The organism is Planobispora rosea (genome assembly GCF_014648175.1).
GTDB lineage: Bacteria > Actinomycetota > Actinomycetes > Streptosporangiales > Streptosporangiaceae > Planobispora > Planobispora rosea.
The window spans coordinates 61,028-81,014 of record NZ_BMQP01000010.1 but is presented as its reverse complement, the minus strand read 5'-3'; the positions used below and the strand labels follow the sequence as shown (position 1 = coordinate 81,014).

Annotated in this window: 20 protein-coding genes; 10 read left to right on the top strand and 10 right to left on the bottom strand. The window is 71.8% G+C overall.

The features are described 5' to 3' along the window. The first annotated feature begins 369 nt into the window (after positions 1-369). Entirely contained in the window at positions 370-1,968 is a 1,599-nt protein-coding gene (locus IEZ08_RS12405) for a S1C family serine protease (RefSeq protein ID WP_068927002.1), read from the top strand. A 185-nt stretch (positions 1,969-2,153) separates the two neighbouring features. Next, a complete protein-coding gene (locus IEZ08_RS12400; RefSeq protein WP_068927000.1) occupies positions 2,154-2,525 on the top strand; it encodes a sec-independent translocase in 372 nt (123 codons plus the stop codon). Between the two features lie 210 nt (positions 2,526-2,735). Here IEZ08_RS12400 and IEZ08_RS12395 read toward each other — a convergent pair whose 3' ends face one another. Beyond that, positions 2,736-3,878 (bottom strand): Mrp/NBP35 family ATP-binding protein, encoded by a 1,143-nt coding sequence (locus IEZ08_RS12395; RefSeq protein ID WP_068926998.1) that lies wholly within the window; start codon positions 3,876-3,878, stop codon positions 2,736-2,738. A 208-nt stretch (positions 3,879-4,086) separates the two neighbouring features. On the opposite strand from IEZ08_RS12395, the gene IEZ08_RS12390 reads away from it, so the two are divergent. After that, positions 4,087-4,548, top strand: a complete 462-nt coding sequence (locus tag IEZ08_RS12390; RefSeq protein WP_068929176.1) for a MarR family winged helix-turn-helix transcriptional regulator — start codon at positions 4,087-4,089, stop codon at positions 4,546-4,548. Positions 4,549-4,600: 52 nt separating this feature from the next. Here the strand turns inward: IEZ08_RS12390 and IEZ08_RS12385 are convergent, their stop codons facing one another. Next, the gene (locus IEZ08_RS12385) at positions 4,601-5,098 is read right to left on the bottom strand and encodes a DUF1003 domain-containing protein (protein WP_068926996.1); all 498 of its coding nucleotides are present in this window, start codon (positions 5,096-5,098) and stop codon (positions 4,601-4,603) included. Then, a complete protein-coding gene (locus IEZ08_RS12380; RefSeq protein WP_229803068.1) occupies positions 5,088-6,335 on the bottom strand; it encodes a magnesium transporter MgtE N-terminal domain-containing protein in 1,248 nt (415 codons plus the stop codon). The genes IEZ08_RS12385 and IEZ08_RS12380 overlap by 11 nt, the downstream gene beginning before the upstream one ends. Before the next feature lie 130 nt (positions 6,336-6,465). Between IEZ08_RS12380 and IEZ08_RS12375 the strand changes: the two genes are divergently transcribed. Then, a complete protein-coding gene (locus tag IEZ08_RS12375) occupies positions 6,466-7,410 on the top strand; it encodes an EamA family transporter (RefSeq protein ID WP_068926994.1) in 945 nt (314 codons plus the stop codon). A gap of 6 nt (positions 7,411-7,416) precedes the next feature. Here IEZ08_RS12375 and IEZ08_RS12370 read toward each other — a convergent pair whose 3' ends face one another. Next, complete coding sequence (locus IEZ08_RS12370; protein WP_068926992.1) at positions 7,417-7,782, bottom strand: hypothetical protein; 366 nt, start codon at positions 7,780-7,782, stop codon at positions 7,417-7,419. A 64-nt stretch (positions 7,783-7,846) separates the two neighbouring features. Further along, positions 7,847-8,416 (bottom strand): biotin transporter BioY, encoded by a 570-nt coding sequence (locus IEZ08_RS12365; protein ID WP_068926990.1) that lies wholly within the window; start codon positions 8,414-8,416, stop codon positions 7,847-7,849. A 160-nt stretch (positions 8,417-8,576) separates the two neighbouring features. Here IEZ08_RS12365 and IEZ08_RS12360 point away from each other — a divergent pair, with 160 nt between their 5' ends. Further along, positions 8,577-9,518, top strand: coding sequence for an HpcH/HpaI aldolase/citrate lyase family protein (locus IEZ08_RS12360; RefSeq protein WP_068926988.1), 942 nt, complete (start codon positions 8,577-8,579; stop codon positions 9,516-9,518). Here IEZ08_RS12360 and IEZ08_RS12355 read toward each other — a convergent pair. Both IEZ08_RS12355 and IEZ08_RS12350 read right to left on the bottom strand, forming a co-directional pair. Then, a complete protein-coding gene (locus tag IEZ08_RS12355; RefSeq protein WP_229803067.1) occupies positions 9,508-10,083 on the bottom strand; it encodes a DUF6529 family protein in 576 nt (191 codons plus the stop codon). The genes IEZ08_RS12360 and IEZ08_RS12355 overlap by 11 nt on opposite strands. Further along, a complete protein-coding gene (locus IEZ08_RS12350) occupies positions 10,083-10,745 on the bottom strand; it encodes a hypothetical protein (protein ID WP_189242168.1) in 663 nt (220 codons plus the stop codon). Before IEZ08_RS12350 ends, IEZ08_RS12355 begins: the two co-directional genes overlap by 1 nt. 488 nt (positions 10,746-11,233) lie before the next feature. Here IEZ08_RS12350 and IEZ08_RS12345 point away from each other — a divergent pair, with 488 nt between their 5' ends. Further along, complete coding sequence (locus tag IEZ08_RS12345) at positions 11,234-14,521, top strand: YML083C domain-containing protein (RefSeq protein ID WP_189242167.1); 3,288 nt, start codon at positions 11,234-11,236, stop codon at positions 14,519-14,521. Here the strand turns inward: IEZ08_RS12345 and IEZ08_RS12340 are convergent. Beyond that, a complete protein-coding gene (locus tag IEZ08_RS12340; protein ID WP_268249328.1) occupies positions 14,484-14,888 on the bottom strand; it encodes an NUDIX hydrolase in 405 nt (134 codons plus the stop codon). The genes IEZ08_RS12345 and IEZ08_RS12340 overlap by 38 nt on opposite strands. Positions 14,889-14,977: 89 nt before the next feature. Here IEZ08_RS12340 and IEZ08_RS12335 point away from each other — a divergent pair, with 89 nt between their 5' ends. From IEZ08_RS12335 to IEZ08_RS12320, 4 genes are all read left to right on the top strand, one after another. After that, the gene (locus tag IEZ08_RS12335) at positions 14,978-15,619 is read left to right on the top strand and encodes a DUF6758 family protein (RefSeq protein ID WP_068926978.1); all 642 of its coding nucleotides are present in this window, start codon (positions 14,978-14,980) and stop codon (positions 15,617-15,619) included. A gap of 43 nt (positions 15,620-15,662) precedes the next feature. Then, the gene (locus IEZ08_RS12330) at positions 15,663-16,277 is read left to right on the top strand and encodes a MarC family protein (RefSeq protein ID WP_068926976.1); all 615 of its coding nucleotides are present in this window, start codon (positions 15,663-15,665) and stop codon (positions 16,275-16,277) included. Between the two features lie 75 nt (positions 16,278-16,352). Continuing rightward, a complete protein-coding gene (locus tag IEZ08_RS12325; protein WP_068926973.1) occupies positions 16,353-17,066 on the top strand; it encodes an MBL fold metallo-hydrolase in 714 nt (237 codons plus the stop codon). A 5-nt stretch (positions 17,067-17,071) separates the two neighbouring features. Next, positions 17,072-18,031, top strand: a complete 960-nt coding sequence (locus IEZ08_RS12320) for a RecB family exonuclease (protein WP_068926972.1) — start codon at positions 17,072-17,074, stop codon at positions 18,029-18,031. A gap of 22 nt (positions 18,032-18,053) precedes the next feature. On the opposite strand, the gene IEZ08_RS12315 is transcribed toward IEZ08_RS12320, so the two are convergent. Together IEZ08_RS12315 and IEZ08_RS12310 are read right to left on the bottom strand one after the other, a co-directional pair. Beyond that, positions 18,054-18,971, bottom strand: coding sequence for an oxygenase MpaB family protein (locus tag IEZ08_RS12315; protein WP_068926970.1), 918 nt, complete (start codon positions 18,969-18,971; stop codon positions 18,054-18,056). Positions 18,972-19,045: 74 nt separating this feature from the next. Then, entirely contained in the window at positions 19,046-19,918 is an 873-nt protein-coding gene (locus IEZ08_RS12310; protein ID WP_068926968.1) for an alpha/beta fold hydrolase, read from the bottom strand. Positions 19,919-19,987: the final 69 nt, after the last annotated feature.

The following is a 19,987-nucleotide window of genomic DNA, read 5'->3' as shown; positions in this document are numbered from 1 at the left end:
CGCGCCCGTCTCGTGATCCCGCCGCCGCCCGCCGCGGCGACCCCGCGCGTTCCGTCGTGCCGGGGCCGCCGCGGCGGGCGGCCGCGTGAAATAGCCCAGCGCGATAGCTTGTTGGGAGCGTCCGGATAGTTTGCCGGTTGCGTCGGCGTATGTCTTGTTCGGGCTCCCGTACGAGCGGCATCCCGGGGATGGCATGCGCGGTGGCGCGACGGGCATACGATCTGGGTCCGGGGCGGAGGCCGTCCGCTGTCCCGGAGTGACCTCTCCGGGGGAGGCGTGCTTTATGTCTCTCGTATGCCGCTCCAGGGAAGATTGCTTGGCTGCTGCCGATGAGCGGCCTCATACGAGGCGAGGAGTAGTGAGTATTCGATGACCGACGACCCCCGCACCCACGAGGGAGACGCCGCCGAGGGGCGCGTGCCGTCGGATCTGACCGGCGTGAGAGCCCCCGCTCCGGAGCCTTCCCGGCCGGACTTCCTGCCCGCCGAGAGCACGCCCGGCCGCGCCGCCGAACACCCCCGGGACGACGGCTGGAGCCAGCTGGGAGGGCCTCCGGAGCAGCTCAGGTCCGCGGGCGAGAGCCCGGACGGCTGGAGCCGGGCCGAGGAGGTCGGCTGGGGCGACCCCTCCGGCCGTCCGCGTGGCGACACCACGGTCATGGCGCCGCCGTACGGCCGGCCGCACAACGACACCGCGACCTTCGCCGCCGCGTCCCCGCCTCCGCCCCCCCAGGCGTCGGGTATGGGCCCCGGCTGGGCGCCGCCGCCCGGCGGGCCGTTCGGCGGTGCGACCGTCGCGGGAGTCCCCGGCGTTTCCGGGAACTCCGCGGCCCCCGTCCGGCGCGGCCTGGGCACCGGCGCCTTCGTCGCCCTCGCCGTGATCATCGCGCTGCTCTCCTCGACGCTCGGCAGCGTCGGCACCTACCTGCTCACCCGTGACGGCGGCCTGACCGACAGCGCCTACGAGCTGCCCGCCGCTCCCAGCGGAGTCAGCGCCCGGCCGCCGGACTCGATCGCGGGTGTGGCGGCCAAGGTGCTGCCCAGCGTGGTCTCGCTGGCCGTCGAGGGCGGAGGCGGCGCGGGCACCGGCTCCGGCTTCCTGATCAAGGGCGGCTACGTGGTGACGAACAACCACGTGGTCGCGGCCGCCGCGGACGGCGGGCAGATCCAGATCCAGTTCAGCAACCGCAAGACCACCTCCGCCCGGATCGTCGGCCGCGACCCCGAGTCCGACCTGGCCGTCGTCAAGCCCGAGCAGACCTTCGGCATGCCGGAGATCACCCTCGGGAACTCCGACAACGTCGTGGTGGGCGACCCGGTCATCGCGATCGGCTCCCCCCTCGGACTGACCGGCACGGTCACCACCGGCATCGTCAGCTCCCTCAACCGCCCGGTCCAGGCCGGCGAGGAGAACAGCACCGAGGCCACCTGGTTCAGCGCCATCCAGACCGACGCCGCCATCAACCCGGGCAACTCCGGCGGCCCGCTGGTCAACACCAACGGCGAGGTCATCGGCGTCAACTCGGCGATCGCCACCCTCGGCCGTCAGCTGAGCGGCGAGCAGGGCGGCAGCATCGGCCTCGGCTTCGCCATCCCGGTCAACCACGCGCGCCGGGTCACCCAGGAGCTGGTCACCACCGGCAAGGCGAGCCGGTCACGCATCGGCGTCCTCATCGACTCGACCCACCAGGGTGCCGGAGTGAAGATCGCGGTCGAGGCCCGGCAGGGCGTCCCGCCGGTCACACCCGGCGGTGCGGCGGACAAGGCGGGCCTCAAGCCCGGTGACGTCATCCTCGAAGTCAACGGCATCGCGCTGCAGGGCGGCGACGAGCTCATCGCCCTCGTCCGGGGCAGGGCACCCGGCGACAGACTGGAGGTCAAGTTCCAGCGCGGTGGCCAGGAGAAGACGACCACCATGGTGGTGCAGGCGGACATCGGCACGCCCACCCCGGAACCCTCCCCGTCCTGACCCGGCCACCGTACGGCAGACGCCCCGGAAACCCTCAACCGCCCTCACGCGTGGGGCGTCCGCCGGAACCTTCCTGATCAGACGACCTATGGGTGCATGCTTGCGCTTGAGGGCATTAGTCTGGAAGCACTCCGGGGGTATACGCCGGAGAGCGGACCTTGGCGTTGAGCCCGTAGGAGATCACAGTGTTCGGACTCGGCTGGCCTGAGATCGCGGCGCTGGTGGTCATCGCCCTGCTCGTCTTCGGGCCGGAGAAACTACCGCAGGCCGCCGCCCAAGCGGGCAAGACGATCCGCAACCTGCGGCGGATGGCCAACAACGCCAAGGAAGACCTGAGGAGCGGGCTGGGCCCGGAGTTCTCCGACTTCGACCCCGCGGACCTCAACCCGAAGAACTTCGTCCGCAAGCACCTCACCGCCGACCTCGAGGACGACTGGAACGGCACCTCGGCGACCACCGCGGTGGCCGCTCCGGCCTACGCCACGTCCTACGCGGCCGAGGCGGCCAGTGAGCTCGGCTACGGCGAGATCCCGCCGTACGACCCCGAGGCCACCTGATCGCCCGGCGAGATCCCGTCTGCGGGGTCGTGGCGACCCCGAGGCCACCTGATCGCCCGGCGAGATCCCGTCTGCGGGGTCGTGGCGACCCCGAGGCCACCTGATCGCCCGGCGAGATCCCGTCCGCGGGTTCATGACGACCTGATACGACGGACAGGAGGCGCCCCCCGAGGGGGACGCCTCCTGTTTCGTTTTCCCGGCCCGACGGCCCTAACGGCCGCGCGTGGGGGAGATGCCGAGCTGGAGCCCCTTGAGGCTGTTCGACCGCTTGCCCAGCCCTTCGGCGATACGGCGCAGTTCGGCCGCGGCGGGGGCGTCGGGGTCGGTGAGCACGAGCGGCTTGCCCTCGTCGCCGCCCTCGCGCAGCCGCATGTCGATCGGGACCTGGCCGAGCAGCGGGACCCGGGCGCCGAGCGTGCGGGTGAGCGCGTCCGCCACCGTCTGGCCACCGCCCTCGCCGAAGACGGAGATCTTCTCGTCGCAGTGCGGACACGGCAGCCAGGCCATGTTCTCGATGACGCCGGCGATCTGCTGATGGGTCTGCGCGGCGATCGACCCGGCCCGCTCGGCCACCTCGGCGGCGGCCTGCTGCGGGGTGGTCACCACGAGGATCTCGGCGGACGGCAGGCGCTGCGCCACCGAGATCGCGATGTCACCGGTGCCCGGAGGCAGGTCCATCAGCAGGACGTCCAGGTCGCCCCAGTAGACGTCGGCGAGGAACTGGTGCAGCGCCCGGTCCAGCATGGGGCCGCGCCACACCACCGGGGTGTTGCCCTCGGGCTTGAACATGCCGACCGAGATCACCTTGATGTCGTGCGCCACCGGAGGCATGATCATGTCCTCGACCTTGGTGGGCCGCTCGGAGACGCCCAGCATGCGAGGGACGCTGTGGCCGTAGATGTCGGCGTCCACGACGCCGACCTTCAGGCCGCTGGAGGCCATGGCCGCGGCCAGGTTCACCGTGACGGAGGACTTGCCGACGCCGCCCTTGCCGGAGGCGACCGCGAAGACACGGGTCAGCGAGCCGGGCTTGGCGAACGGGATCTCCTTCTCGGGCCCCCGGTCGCCGCGCAGCTTGGTCTGGAGCGTCTTGCGCTGCTCCGTGCTCATGACGTCCATCTCCACCTGGACGCCGGTCACCCCGTCGACCTTGGAGACCGCGCCGGTGACCTCGCGGGTGATGGTGTCCCTCATGGGACAGCCCGCCACCGTGAGGAAGATGCCGACCCGAACCATCCCTTCGGGGGAGATCTCAACGCTCTTGACCATGTCGAGCTCGGTGATCGGCCGACGGATCTCAGGGTCGTTGACGGTCGCGAGGGCGGCCGTTACGAGTTCCGGGGTAGGTGCCATCGAAGTGTCGGCATCAGACCGCCACCTTGAGGGCGACGGGGGCTGCCGTCCCTCCTTGTCTTGTGTCGTCCAGGCGTTCCAGCAGTGAGTCCATGGTACGAACCCAGCAGGGATGCAGGGAATTCCGAGATCGGCACGCGATGGGCCGATTCGGACAATTCGCTATGTAGATGCGCGTGCAACGTTCTAAGGTTACTCCGTGACCGTGATGGCGAGCGAGTCAAGAGATTCCATCAGTTCCGAGGAACTGGTGGTCTGGCGCATGCTCCAGCGGGCCCAGGTGCGCATCACCCGGCTGCTGGAGGCGGATCTGCTGGTCGAGCACGACCTGGCCCTGGCCTCGTACGACGTGCTCATGCAACTGTCGGAGTCACCCGACCGGCGACTCCGGATGAACGACCTGGCCGAGCGGGTGCTGCTGTCACGCAGCGGCCTGACCCGGCTCATCGACCGGCTCCAGCGCGACGGCCTGGTCGAACGCGAGGCCTGCGCCAGCGACGCACGCGGCCTCTTCGCGGTCCTCACCGACGCCGGCGCCCTGCGCCTGGCCGAGGCCACCCCCACCTACCTGCGCGGGATCCGCGCCCAGTTCCTGGACGTCCTCGACGCCACCGAACTCCGCCAGTGCGCGGCCATGCTCAACAAACTGTTCCCGGCCTCCGACACCTGAGACGGGGCCCGCCGGTACGGCGAGGCTCGCGCCGTACCCCGACCGCGCCGCACTAAGGGTGGTGGGGCGCCGTACTGGCCGGTTCGTATTCCTCGCGTAGTTCTTCCTGGAGGCGCTGGAGCTCCGAGCGGATGTAGTCGCGGGTGGCGACCTCGCCGAGGGCGATGCGCAGGGCGGCGATCTCGCGGGTCAGGTATTCGACGTCGGCCTGGTTGCGTTCGGCCGCCCGGCGGTCGTGGTCGTTCTGGATGCGGTCCCGGTCGTCCTGGCGGTTCTGGGCGAGCAGGATCAGCGGGGCGGCGTAGGACGCCTGGAGGGAGAGCATGAGGGTCAGGAAGATGAACGGGTAGGGGTCGAAGCGCCAGGAGGCGGGGGCGAAGACGTTCCACGTGATCCACAGGGCGACGAAGCCGGTCATGTAGACGAGGAACCTGGCGGTGCCGAGGAATCGGGCGATGCGTTCCGACAGGCGTCCGAACGCCTCCCGGTCATAGGACGGGCGCAGGCGCGGGCCCAGTTCCCTGGGCTGGTCGAGCCGGTCAGTCGTCATGCTCGGTTCCTCCTCCGTTGTCCTCGTCCTCCCGCCAGTCACCGGGGAGCAGGTGGTCCAGTACGTCGTCGACGGTGACCGCCCCGACCAGGCGGCCCGCCTCGTCCACCACGGGCACCGCCACCAGGTCGTAGGTGGCCAGGTACGAGGTCACCTGTTTCAGGGTCAGATCAGGTCTGATCGGGTCGAGGGAGTCGTCCATTATCGTGCCCAGGAGGGTGGCCGGAGGTTCGCGGAGCAGGCGCTGGAAGTGGACCAGGCCGAGGAACCTGCCGGTCGGCGTCTCGACGGGCGGCCGGGACACGTAGACCTGGGTGGCCACGGCCGGGATGTGGTCCTGGTGGCGGATGTGGGCCAGTGCCTCCGCCACGGTCGAGCTGGGCGGCAGGATGATCGGCTCGGACGTCATGATGCCGCCCGCCGTGTTCTCGGGGTAGATCAGCAGGCGGCGGACCGGTGCCGCCTCCTCGGGCTCCATCAGCGCCATCAGCGCCTCGGCCTGCTCGGCGGGGAGGTCCTGGAGCAGGTCGGCCGCGTCGTCGGGGTCCATCTCCTCCAGGACGTCGGCGGCCCGTTCCGGTTTGAGGCGGCTGAGGATGCCGATCTGGTCGTCCTCGGGGAGTTCCTCCAGGACCTCGGCGAGCCGTACGTCGTCGAGGGCGGCGGCCACCTCGGCCCGTCGCTTGTCGGACAGCGTGTGCAGGGCGCTGGCCAGGTCGGCGGCGCGCCCGGTCTCGAAGGCGGCGAGCAGGCCGGCCGCGCCCTGGTCCTTCTGGACCGCGCTGAAACCGGTGACCTCGCCCCAGTCCGCGATCAGGTTCGCGCCCCGCCGCCGCAGGCCCAGGCCGGAGCCTCCCTTGACCAGCGCGACCTTGTTGATCAGCCATTCCGACGTTCTGGTCCTCTCCATCGCGAGGTCCAGCACCGTCATCTTCTCGCCGTTCACCTCGACCGCCAGGTCGAGCAGCTCGGCGATGACCAGGGACTCCGAGGCGCGCTGCTCGAACCTGCGCATGTTGATCCGGCCGCTGAAGACGACGGAGCCCGCCTCGATATTGAGCACCCGGGTGATCGGCACGAAGACCCGGCGACGTGGTTGCACCTCCACCACCAGTCCGTGCACGGGTGGTGGCGTGGACCCTGAAACGGCGACCACCACGTCGCGCAACCGGCCGATCTGGTCTCCGGCAGGGTCGAAAACCGGGGTACCGGCGAGCCGGGCGATGAAGATCTTCACATTTGCAGCGTAGGTCGTATGCGCGGACAGAGTCCCATGGCACGCCCATATGTCGGAATCCTCTTGCCGGTTCTTGTCCCGACGTGACAGCATCAAAAGACTTGAACGGTAGTTACATGGGTGGTGTGGTGTGAGGCGTCCAGGCCTGCTGATCGCGTTCGCGTCGTCGTGGTGTTTCGCCTTCTCCGGCCCGATGGCCAAATACCTCGCCGCCGCCGGGCTGGCCCCGCTGGAGGCCGTCTGGACACGGATGGCCGGGGCCGGGTTGCTGCTCGTGGGCATCCTGGCGGTGGCCAGGCCCCGGGCCCTGCGCATCCCGCGCTCGCGGCTGCTGTTCTTCCTGGCGTACGCGGTGGTGGCGGTGGCGGGCGTGCAGGCGCTCTACTTCGCGGCGATCACGAGGTTGCCGGTGGGCGTCACCCTGCTCATCGAGTTCACCTCGCCGGTGCTCGTCGTGCTCTGGGTCCGCTTCATCCGCAAGGTACGGCTGCCGCGCACGGCGTTCACCGGGGCCGTCGTCGCGTTCGTCGGCCTGGGCATCGTGGTGGAGGTCTGGTCGGGCCTGAGCCTGGACCCGTTCGGCCTGCTGCTGGCCTTCGGAGCGGCGGCCTGCTGCGCCGGCTACTTCCTGCTCAGCGACGGGTTCGGCGACGACGTGGACCCGCTCGGCCTGATCGCCTGGGGCCTTCTCGGGGCGGCCCTCGTGCTCACGCCGATCTCCCGTCCGTGGGACATCCCGTGGTCGGCCTTCGCCCGGACCGCCACGCCGGAGGGCGGCCACGCCCTGCCGGTGCTGGGAGCGGCGCTCTGGATGATCGTGATCGCCACGGTCGCCGCCTACATCCTCGGCGTCACGGCGGTCCGCCGGCTGTCGGCCGCGGTGGGCTCCACGGTGGCCTCGCTGGAGGTCATCGCCGGGGCGGTGATCGCCTGGGTGCTGGTGGGGGAGGCGCTGGGCGTCTTCCAGATCGTCGGCGGCCTGATCGTGCTCACCGGCGCCTACCTCGCCCAGCGGGCCACGGCCGACCTGACCGAGCCGGTGGGGGAGGCCAGGGAGCCGGTCGGCGCGCTCTGACGCGGGTCAGGCGGCGGATCCGCGCGGCGTGAGCCGTACGACCTGGGAGTCGGCGGCCCAGCGCTCGGTCAGGGTCGCGCCGTCGGCGGCGTTGAGCCGGTCCTTGGCCAGCGCGGCCACCGCGTCGGCGTCCGCGGCCTGGTCCACGACCTCGACGGAGGCGTCGAAGACGACCAGCCGCCCGCCGTTGTCCTTGCTCCGCAGCGTCACCTCGACCCGCTCGGCGCCGGCCAGCCCGGGGAGCTCCTGCTCGCCGCCGCCGGTGACCACGTAGATCGCGCCGTCGTGCCAGGTGTGCCAGGCCAGCCTGGGCCGGTCCAGCGACAACCACAGGACGGCCGACTTCTTGGCACCCTCTTCGATCACGCCCATGACATGACTGTACGGCCTGCGCCGCCCGGAGTCCGGGGGCGCAGGCCGTACGGAACCGTGAGGATCAGCGGCGGGCGAGCTTCCAGGCCGTGGGGAGCAGACCGGCCGCGATGGCGATCTTGACGGCGTCGCCGAGGAGGAACGGGATCACGCCGACCGCGAGCGCCTTGCCGAGTCCCAGGCCCAGGGTGGCCATGAGGACCGGCACCCCGAAGGCGTAGATGACCAGGTTGCCCAGGACCATCGTGCCGACGGTCCGGGCGACGGTGCGGTCGCCGCCGCGCTCGGCGAGCTTGCCGACCAGGGCGGCGGCGGCGATGAAGCCGATGACGTAGCCGAAGGTGGGGCCGCCGAAGCCCGAGGCCCCCTCCGCGAACCACGGGACGCCCGCGACGCCGACCAGCATGTAGAGGAGCATGCTCAGCGCCGCGCGGCCCATGCCGAGGGCCGCGCCGACGAGCACGACGGCGAAGGTCTGGCCGGTGACCGGGACCGGCCACATCGGGAAGGTGAGCTGCGCGGCCAGGCCGGTCAGGGCGGCACCGCCGACGACGAGCGCGACGTCGCGGACCCGGGCACCGGGGATGAGGTCGGACAGTACGGCGGGCCGGGCCACCGAGGAAGCGTTTGCCATCGTTATGTCTCCCTTTACCGAAGCGTCGTGCCCATTATTCGGACATGTCGCTAGGAGTCCGCTCAAGGGGTGCGCCAAGAAACAGGGGTGGGACTTTGTATGACCGCCATAGACGGGACCGGGCCGCCGTCCCGTGCCAAGCGCCCGCTACGGTGTGGCCATGCGCTCCCGACGTTCGTGCCTCGCGGTCCCCGGCAGCAATCCCCGCTTCCTGGAGAAGGCCCAGGGGCTCCCCGCCGACGAGGTCTTCCTCGACCTGGAGGACTCCGTCGCGCCGCTGGCCAAGGAGGAGGCGCGCAAGAACATCGTGACCGCCCTGCGTGAGGGCGACTGGTCGGGCAAGGTACGGGTCGTCCGGGTCAACGACCTGGGCACCCAGTGGACCTACCGCGACGTCATCGAGGTCGTGGAGGGCGCGGGGGAGTTCCTCGACTGCCTGATGCTGCCCAAGGTCGAGGACGCCACCCAGGTGGTCTGGCTGGACACGCTGCTGACCCAGATCGAGAAGGCCAACGGGCTGCCGGTCGGCCGGATCGGCATCGAGGCGCAGATCGAGAACGCCCGGGGGCTGGTCAACGTGGACGCCATCGCGGGATCGTCGCCCCGCCTGGAGACGCTGGTCTTCGGCCCCGCGGACTTCATGGCCTCGATCAACATGCGGACCCTGGTGGTCGGCGAGCAGCCGCCCGGCTACACCGAGGGGGACGCCTACCACTACATCCTGATGCGCATCCTGATGGCGGCGCGGTCACACGACCTGCAGGCCATCGACGGGCCGTACCTCGCGATCAGGGATCTGGACGGCTACCGCCGGGTGGCCGGGCGCTCGGCGGCGCTCGGGTTCGACGGCAAGTGGGTGCTCCACCCCACGCAGGTCGAGGCGGCCAACGAGGTGTTCTCGCCGTCGCAGGAGGACTACGACCACGCCGAGCTCATCCTCGACGCGTACGAGTACTACACGACGGTGGAGCGGCGCGGCGCGGTCATGCTCGGCGACGAGATGATCGACGAGGCGTCGCGGAAGATGGCGCTGGTGGTGGCGGCCAAGGGACGGGCCGCCGGACTCCCGCGCACCAGCGCCTTCACTCCGCCTACAGCTTGACGCCGATCGTGGTGAAGAACCACAACGACGAGGTGAGCCAGAGCCCGGTCAGCGCGGTGAACGTCAGCCCGCCGAGCAGCGGGAGGGTCCAGCCGGGCGTCCCGCGCTTGGGCAGGGCCAGCATCTTCACCGTGAACACGCCGTAGAAGAAGCAGCCCAGCAGCGAGTGGATCATCACTCGCGGGACGTCGAACTGGGTGCCGAGCGCGTACAGGCAGTGGAACGCCACCGGGATCGTCAGGATGAACGCCGCCCGGCCCGACCAGCGGTGCAGGGCGGGGGCCCACGGGGCGTTCATCTTGATCTTTCCCCACATCACCAGGGCGGAGAAGACCTGGACGACGGCGAGCAGGAACGCGCCGGTGGTGAGCCAGGACTTCATGGCCAGCGGCGCGGAGAAGCCGGACGGGCCGACCGCGTAACCGGTGGGTGCGTGGACGCGGCCGTACACGCCCAGCGCGATCGCGACCAGCCCGCCCACGACGAGCGGGACGAGCAGCGGTCCGAGACCCTGCCGCTGCCCCCGGGGGAGGCGTGAGACCTGCGTGGTTTCCATGTCGCTCATCAGAACCCCTCGATGAACTCGTCGACGTCCTGGGGATCGACCTCCACGCCGTCGACGGTCGCGTTCTCGCCCGGCTCGGGGATCTCGCTCTCGACGGGCTGGTCGTCGACGACGGTCAGGCCGACCCGGCTGCCGTCGGGAAGGTAGATCCACCCGGCGCGGACCTGCGCGCCGCGGACGATCGCGCTGGCCCGGTAGAGGCCGGAGGGCTTCTTGACGGTGGGCGCGGTGAAGTCCCACTCCTTGGCTCCGAACTCCAGCGTCCCGGCGGCCTTGCCGCCGCCGAGGTCCGCCACGACGGAGGCCTTGCCGGGACCGGAGAGGGTCACCCGGCCGTCGGCGGCCCTGCCCTTGAGCCAGGCCTCGACCTTGCCGTCGCAGAAGTAGCCGATGGCCTTGCCGTTCCGGATGGAGATGGCGATGAGTCCGCCGTTGCCCTGGACCCGGCCCGCGTAGTCGGCCTTGGCCGGGACGGGCTTGACGGTCTTGGTGGGCTTGGGTTCGGGCGACGCCTCCGAGGTGGCCTCGGCCGCCGGTACGGCGGGTTCGCCCTGTGCGTTGACACTCTGTGTCGGGGGTGCGGTCGCGGCGCTGAGCACACCGAGCACGACGGCCATCGCCGCACCGGCTATCAGCGTGAGAACGGGCCCCAGCCGTTTCATGGTTGCTCCCTGGGGTTGGGCTTTCACTGCCCCCATGAAAGGTCTCACCGGCCGGGGTGTCTGTGAAGTAATCCGCACAACGGCATCACAGCGGAATCTCCTCGCGAGATCGGTCCCGGAGCGCCCCAGAGGGTCCAGGAGCGCCCCAGAGGGTCCCGAAGCGTCCCGCCGACGCGGGACGTGAGATCCAGCTGCTCCCTCCGGGACAAGGGAATTCGGATCATGCGCGTAAAGAGCGACAAATCGGACGATGATCTGATGAATCTCCCTAGAGAGGTCTCGTCATGGCGGCCCGAGCATGTTGCTCTGGATGTGTGCGTCCTGCCCCGGAGGTGAGAGGTGATCGTTTCGGTCGGGCAGGGTAGGAGTAGGGTCGCGTGGATTTGCCGCTCCCGTAGGGGTTTGCGGTTAAGTGTCACGTGGATAACTGGAACGGTCCGGTGATCGGTGAAACCGGAACGTAGGCTTCCTGCGAGGAGGTGCTGAGCGTGGCCTCGGGCCCTCACGACCCGCGCTCGCGAGAATGGCGGCCGGATGACGACGGCGCGCCCGACAGCACGGCGCACACGAGCGGGTCCCAGGAGTCCCACCCGTCCCCGCCGACGATCCAGCACTCCCCGCCGGGTCCCTCCGACGACCGCACCCGGGGACTGCCGCTGTCCTCCCCGTGGATGTCCCCGCCCTTCGCCGCCCCGGCACCGGACGAGCCCGACCCGCCACGCCCGCCCACCGAGCGCCGCCGCCCCTACGCCCAGCCCTACACGCCCGCCGCGGGCTCCACGGGCACCGGCGGACCGCCCACTTCCGAGACCCCCGGCCGGTCTCCGGGCGCGGCGGAGCGGCCTCCGGGGGCGGCGGGGTCCGCGGAGCCCGGAGAGGGGCCCGGAGAGGGGCCCGGAGAGGGGCCCGGAGAGGGGAACGAGGACGCCGGGCCGAGACCGCGCCGCAGAATGGTGGACCGGCCGGACCGGCTGGTCGCCTCGGGCCCGCCGCGACAGCCCCGGCGGTCTGAGGAGGTCCGGGAGCAGGAAGAGGGGACCCGGGAGCAGGAAGAGGGGACCCTGCGGTTCCGGCGGCCCCGGCCGGACCGGCTGGTGGCCTCGGGACCACCGCGGGAACGGGCGTCCACCGGCGAGACCGCGGCCGGGGCCGAGACCCCGGAGACCCCGGAGACTGCGGGGATTCCCGTCCCGGAGCGGCACGAATCGGTGAGGCCGGTCAGGCCGATGGGGGACCTGCCCTCCGAACCGCGGAGCCCGGAGGGTACGGCTCCCCGCCCGGCGGAGCATGACGGGCCCGACGATCTCGACGACTTCGAACCGGTACGGCGGGTCGGGCGCCCGCCCGGGGGGCGTCCGGCCCGGCCGGACCGGCTGGTCGCCTCGGGCCCGCCCCGCAGGCGCGGCCCCAGCGGCGGGCGTCACCACCGTGCCGCCGCGGCGCCGTCGGCCGTACGCCGTTCCACTCCGACGAGGAGCAGGCGCGGCCGGGGCCTGATGATCCCCTTCCTGCTGGTCCTCGTCCTGACCGCCGCGGTCGGCGGAGGGCTGGTGCTGTGGGGCTGGGTGAGCAGCCCGTTCACGACCGGCCTGCGCCTGGTCGGAGACGATTTCCAGTCGGGGGACGAGAGCTTCGTGTCCCCGATCGCCGACGGCGCGGACGGCTCCAGCCAGGTGCTCAACGACCTCGCCTCGGCGGGCTTCACCGTGGTCGCCGTGGGGAGTGACCGGACCGACCCCGTCCGCCGGCCGCTGTTCCTGGTGTCCTCCGACGGCGGTACCACCTGGCGGCTCGGCAAGGTCAGCGGGCCGGTGGGGCAGGAGGCCGGGCCGACCACGGTCGGGCTGGTGGCGGGCGGCGACGGTCGCTGGCTCGCCGCCGGGAACGAGTCGCCGAGCGTCCCGCCGAGCCTGTGGACCAGCTCCGACGGCCAGAACTGGAACCCGGTGAACCCCCAGGGGCTGACCGCCTTCGAGGCCGGGGACGAGATCGTGGATCTCGCCCGGACCTCGTCCGGGTTCGTCGCGGTCGGTGTCACGATCCTCGACGACGGCACCCACGGGCCGGTGGCGTGGACCTCGCCCGACGGGCAGAGATGGACCCGCGTGCGGGGACGCGACCTCGGCGCGCCCGACGAGGCGCGGGGGCTGCGGGCCGTGACCGCCCGCGGTGACGCCGTGGTCGCGCTGGCCGAGCCCGCGGGCGGGAAACGGTCCTCGATCGTCCTGCGCTCCGGAGACGGCGGGAGGTCCTGGATCCGGGCCGGGAGGGAACTGGACGGCGTCGTCCCGCAGCCGGGCACGCTCGCCGTGGCCGGGAACCGTTTCGTGGCGGTCCCCACCCAGCAGAGCACCGCCGAGGGCGAGGTGCCCGTCCACTGCTCGGCCGACGGCGGGTCCTGGGACCGCTGCGGCGTCATCGAGGGGCTGGACCCGCAGGGGTCGGGGGTCAAGCGCCTGACGTCCTCCTCCAGCGGGGCGTTCGCGGTCGCGGAGTCGGGACCGGAGCGCTATGTCGTCTACACCAGCCGGGACGGCCGGGTGTGGGCCCGCTCCACCGATCTCGGCACGGTGTCGGGCGCGTTGCGGGCGCTGACGGTCTCCGACGAGGGCACGCTCGTCGTCGGCGGCGACCAGCGCACGGTCGGCGTGGACAACCGGCTCGTCCTGATCGCGGCGGCCAAGGGGGGCGAGGCGAAGGCGGTCCCGTTGGACACGATCGAGGGCCTGAACCGGGTCGCGCGCGAGACGGCCGGGCTGGCCGCCGGGGACGGCAGGTTCGTCGCGGTCGGTGCGGCCTCCGGCGACGCCGGGATCTGGACCAGCGAGGACGGCGAGGCGTGGAAGCCCGCCGGGCCCGCGCAGATCCTCGGCGGCGAGCACTGGCAGGCGCTCGGCGACGTGACGTACGGCAGGCGGGGCTGGCTGGCCGTGGGCAGCACGATGAGCAGCGTCTCCTCCACCGAACCGCTTCTCGTCGTCTCCACCGACGGCCGGAGCTGGCGCAGGGTGCCGATCACGGATTCCCTCGCGCGGGGGGACGGCTCCTTCCTCGCAGCGCACGCGGTCGCGGGCGGCCCGTCCGGCTACGTTCTCGCCGGAGAGGAGAGCGACCTGGGCTCGACCACGGCCGTCCTGTGGTTCTCCACCGACCTGAAGCGTTACACCCGGGTGGGCAGGCTGCCGGCGGGCGGCGCGGGTGTGCGCCTGCACGACGTCTCACCGACCTCCTCCGGGTACATGGCGGTCGGCGGTTCCGGCGCGGGCACGCAGGAGACCGGAGTGGTGTGGGTCTCGGCCGACGGCGTGAACTGGACCGCGCGCAAACCCCTCCTGCCCGCTGGGGCGACCGCCGCCGGGCTGCGGCACGTGGTCACCTACGGCGGCCAGGTCGTCGCGGTCGGAACGGCGGAGACCGCGCAGGGGCCGCGGGCGTTCGGCGCGGTCTCCCGGGACAACGGGGCGACGTGGCGGACGGCCTGGCTCTCACCCGACGGGGCGGCCGCCGTCCTCGACCTGGCGGCGACCCCGGACGGCGTGGTGGCGGTGGGCCGGCAGGGGGTGCCGGGCGAGGGCGACAGCGCGGCCTGGACCTCCGAGGACGGGCTGTCGTGGCAGCGGCACGAGCCCACCGAGGGCCGGCTCGCCGGGGACGGCGCCCAGTGGCTCACGGCCGTCGCGGTCTCCGGTGACCAGGTGGTGGCCCTGGGCCGGTCCACCACCTACGACGCCGACCATCTCACCCTGTGGCGCTCGACCCTGGCGGCGGATCGATGAGCGCCCATCCGGAGAGGACCTCCAGCAGACCGGGAACGAGTGGCAGACGCGGAAGCTCGCCGGGGCCGAACCAGCGGGCCTCGGCGGCGTCGTCACCGGCGGTGAGCGTGCCGCCGGTCACCTCCGCCAGGTAGTCGCGGATCTCGTAGACGGCGCCCCCCGGCGCGGGACGGTCCACGGTGCCCGCCAACCTGCCGACCGCGACCGTCAGCCCGGTCTCCTCCCGGACCTCGCGGACGACGGCCTCCGCGTCGGACTCGCCGGGCTCGACACGGCCGCCCGGAACGGACCAGAGCCCCTCCCCCGGCGGGTGCCCGCGGCGTACGAGCAGCATCCGTCCAGAGCTGTCAAAGATGATCGCTCCCACACAATTTACGCGCACATGGACAAGATTACGGCTGGATAACGGGCTCCGGCCTTGACTCAAGGGTCGCCAGGAGCGCACCGTGGGTAGTCGTGAGAGCCTCGCCTACCTGCCCACGCTGTTTCGGCCCGCTCCGTCCGCCGAGTGCTTGGTCAAGCGCTTGGCGGTGTGGCCTGCACGGTGACGTCCTGCCGCTCCAGCCGCCGAGACACCCGTCGGCGGCCGCCGTGGAGGCGATCAGCCAGAACGCCCGCGTGCCGGTCTGGTTGCCGTGGCCGCTCCCGACCGGCTGGCTGGTCACCGGTTTCGCCGAGGTGGGCGATGAGCGCAGCGGGGGCAGGGCCACCGTCGTGGCGCTCTCCGGACCCTCGGTGACCCACGGGCCCGCAGACCTTCTGATCATCGCTGAGGAGCCCGGCATCGGGCTCGGCGCGGCGTTCGCCGGGCTGGAGGGACCCGACCCGGGAGACGGGTTCGGCGACGGCCCGCCGCACGCGAAGATCGACGTGAAGGGTCATCCGGCCGCGCTCTGGTGCGTGGACTCCGGCTCCGACCGGGCGGCCTACGCGGGCGAGGCCCTGGGGGACTGGTTGTGGACCATCGCCTGGCCCGCCGAGGCGGGCTGCCTGATCGCCCTCGCCGAGCTCTCCCTGCGCGATCTGCGTGACGACGGCCAGGCGTACGAGCTTCCGTTCGGGGCGTTCTCTCCCCGCCTGGGCGGGGAGAAGACCTGACCGGCCACTACGCTTCCCCCCTGGATGATTTCAGGGGGGATCCGTGTTCGATGTCCAGTTCTTCGTCGAGGCGTTCGTCACGATGTTCGTCATCATGGACCCGCCCGGCGTCATCCCCCTCTTCCTGGCCTACACCAGCGGCCGCGGCACGGCCGAGCGCAAGCGGGTCGCCTGGCAGGCGCCCATCGTCGCGTTCTGCCTCATCGTCGTCTTCGCGGTCTTCGGCCAGGCGATCCTCGGCTACCTGCACGTCGAGGTCCCGGCCATGCAGATCGCCGGCGGCCTGCTCCTGCTGCTGGTCGCCCTCCAGCTGCTCACCGGGGAGACCGAGCCGCCGGCCAACACGATGAAGTCCAACGTGAACGTCGCGCTCGTCCCGCTCGGCACACCCCTGCTCGCCGGGCCCGGCGCGATCGTCGCGACGATCGTCTTCTCCCAGCAGGCGGAGGCCAAGAGCGGCGGCATCCTGTCCCTCGCCCTGGCGATCGCGGCCGTCCACATCCTGCTCTGGGTGTTCATGCGGTTCTCGGTGGGAATCGTCCGGGTCATCAAGGAGAACGGCATCGAGCTCGTCACCCGCATCGCCGGCCTGCTGCTCTCGGCGCTGGCCGTGCAGCTCATCATCACCGCGGTCCGCACCCTCCTGAAGACGGGATAACCGCGACGCGCAGCATCGCTATCAACGCAGCATCGCTATCAACACAGTGTGCTGCGGGCAGTAAAGTTCTGAAACGTGACAGCGCGTATCGAGCGAGTGGTGACCGAGGGCGTCGTCGATGTCGACGGCGTCGAGCACAAGGTCGAGAACAACACCTGGATCGTCGGTGACGACGAGGAGGTCATTGTCATCGACGCCGGGCATGACGCGGAGAAGATCCTGGACAAGGTCGGCGACCGGGAGGTGCTCGCCGTCATCTGCACCCACGGCCTGCCCGACCACGTCGGCGCGGCCATCGAGGTGGCCGCCCGGGACGAGGCCGTGATCGCCATGCATCCCAAGGACAAGCCGCTGTGGCGCCGGACCTGGCCCGACACCTGGCCCGACATCGAGCTGGAGGACGAGGGCGTGTTCGCCGTCGCCGACGTCGAGCTGGAGGTCATGGCGACCCCCGGCTTCACCCACGGCGGCATCTCGCTCTTCTGCGAGGAACTGGACGCGGTCTTCACCGGCAAGACGCTGCTGGCCGACGGCCCCGGCAAGGTCAACGGCGAGTACCCCGCGCTGGCCGACCAGCTCAGCACGATCGGCGGGCGGCTGTTCACCCTGAGCCACAGCACCCGCGTGCTGCCCGCGCACGGTGAGGAGACGGTCATCGGCGAGCTGGAGCCGAAGTTCGACTCCTGGCTGTCCGGCGGGCTGACCGGCGCCGCCGAGCCCGAGCAGGAGGGCCCGCTGACCGACGGGACGCGCGCGGCCGGGATCCGGCTGAACCTGGACGGCGACTAGTCCGCATGGACCAGCTGCCCCTGGAGGACATGCCGCGGCGGCTGTACTCCTGCACCCCGTCGAGGTTGAACACCTGGCTGGACTGCCCCCGGCGCTACCGGTTCACCTACCTGGACCGGCCGGCTCCGCAGCGGGGACCCAGGTGGGCGCACAACAGCGTCGGCGTGAGCGTGCACAACGCCCTGGCCGCCTGGTGGCGGGAGCCGTACGACCGGCGGACTCCGCAGATGGCGGGGGTCCTCCTCGGCAACGCGTGGATCAACGACGGGTTCCGCGACGCGGAGCAGTCGGCCGCCTGGCGTGAACGGGCGCGGGGGATGGTCACGGGGTACGCCGGGACCCTCGACCCCTCCGCCGAGCCCGTCGGCGTGGAGCGGACCGTGGCCACCCGCACGTCCGTCCTCGCGCTCTCGGGCCGGGTCGACCGGCTCGACCTGCGGGGCGAGGAGCTGGTCGTGGTCGACTACAAGACGGGCCGCCGGCCGCTGACGGCCGACGACGCCCGGACCTCGCTCGCGCTGGCGGTCTACGCCGTCGCCTCCTCCCGCATGCTGCGCCGTCCGTGCCGGAAGGTCGAGCTCCACCACCTGCCGACCGGCGAGGTCGTCGAGTGGGAGCACACCGACGAGTCCCTGGCCCGCCATCTGAGCCGGGCCGAGGAGATCGGGACCGAGGCGGCCGAGGCCGACGAGGGGTACCGGGCCTGGGCGGGCTCCGCAGGCTCCGCGGATTCCGGTACGGCGGGCACCCGGCGGCAGGGCTCCCGTACGGCGGGCCGTTCCGGTTCCCGTCCGGCGGGTTCCGCGGGTGCGGTCCAGGCGCCGCCCGAGGTCCCGCCGGAGATCGACGCGCTCTTCCCGCCGAACACCGGTCCCCTGTGCTCCTGGTGCGACTTCCGCCGTCACTGCCCCGACGGCCGGGCCGCGGCCCCCGACAAGGCCCCCTGGGACGGCCTGGCCGAGTGAGTGAGCGCCCGGCCCGCCGGGTTCAGGCGGCCTTCGCGACGCCCTCGGGCCAGCGACGGGGGTCGGTCAGGCCCTTCAGGCCCCGGCTCACGTCGTAGCCCGCCGCGCCCAGCCGCCGCCGGGAGGCGTCGAGCATGGCCCGGGTGGACGGCATGAACGCGCGGTCGTGGACGGGCTCGGGGAGGGCGTTCATGCCCAGCCGGAACGCCTTGAGCGCCGCGGTCACCGTGCCGTCCGGCACCTCGGGCAGCACGCCGTACATCCGCCTGGCCCAGCGGGGCAGCGAGAGATGGCACAGCGCGCCGAACGGGAAGTAGACCGGCTTGCCCGGGTTCAGCATGCGCAGCTCGGCCGGGAGCCGGGGCCACAGCAGGAAGCGGACGGTCTCGGCGGCCTCGGGGGTGACCTTCAGCCGCGGCCGTACCTGCGCGAAGTAGGCGTCCATCTCCGCCAGCGAGCCCGGCACGTCCTCGGCGTGCAGCCCCACGTAGGTCGCGCTGCGCCGCTGCTCGGCGAGGTAGCGGTCGGCCTGCCGGTCGGTGAGTCCGAGGCCGGCCCGCCGCGCCACGGACAGGTAGGACGAGACCTCGGCGCAGTGCACCCACAGCAGCAGCTCCGGGTCGTCCACCCGGTGCGTCCTGCCGGTGTCGGGATCGTCGATTCGCAGGCTCCGGTGGATGACCCGGACCCGGCGGCCGATCTCGTCGGCCTCGTCCGGGCTGCCGAAGGTGACCCGGCCCACGAAGTCCGCGGTACGGCGCAGCCGGCCGAACGGGTCCCGCCGGAAGTCGGAGTTCTGCCAGACCCCGCGCATCGCGAGCGGGTGGAGGGCCTGGAGCATGAGGCCCCGGACCCCGCCCACCCACATGGAGCGGTCGATGTGCACCAGCCAGGTGGCGGTGTGCGGGGGCTGGACGACGATGTCTTCGATGCTCGCCATAGTAAGTAGATAATTACACGGCATTCGACGGGCCGTCCAACAAGGGGTCCGGTTGCGCCCCCGCGTGTCGGCGCTCAGCTCAGCGGCCGGGCCTCGGCGGTGTTCCAGAAGCGGATGAGGGCGGCGGCCGTGGTCTCCGGGGCCTCCACGGCGGGGGAGTGCACCGCGCCGGGGACCACCACGCAGTCGGCGTTCAGCCGCAGCGCCATCTCGGCCTGCATGCTCGGCGGCCAGCCGTCGTCGTGCTCGCCGTACAGGACCAGGAGCGGCACCTCGACCTGGGTGAGCTCCCCGCACCGGTCGGGTGCGGACAGGACCTCCCGGGTCATGGTGACCATGCCCGTGGGGGAGTTGGAGAACAGCCGCTTGCGGAGGAAGGAGACGATCTCGTCCGGCACCCCGGCGGCCAGGGCCTCGGGCTCCATCCGGTTGTGCCAGAGCTGCTCCATGCCGAGCTCGGGCAGCTCGCTGAGCATGGCCCGGCCCGCGCGCTCGCGGGGACCGACGATCGCCGCGGGGCCGGAGCTCATCAGCGTGTAGGACGCGAACTTGCTGCGGCCGTCGATCACGGCCTCCCGGGTGACCAGGCCGCCGAAGGAGTGGCCGACCAGGTGGACCGGCTCACCCTCGCTGATCTCCTGCGCCAGGAGGTCGATGTCGTTGCCCAGCGCCGCGCAGGTGTAGGCGGCCGGGTCGTCGGGACCGCTCGTCTCGAACTGGCCCCGCATGTCGATCGCGATGACCCGGCGACCCGACTGGGCGAGCGTCTGGAGGACCGCGATGAAGTCCTCCTTGCTGCCCGTGAGACCGGGGACCAGGAGGGCGGGCCAGCGCTCGGGCACGCCGCTGACGGGCAGCGCCTCCAGCGCGGCGAAGGAACCCGCCGTCGTCTCGATCGAAGTAGAGCGGACGCCAGGAGGCAGGGTTAGAAAACGCGGCGTACTCACGTGAGACCACGATACCTCTACGGTCGGTATGACTCGGTGTCTCCGGAGAGAGTCGAAGGGACGCACCCC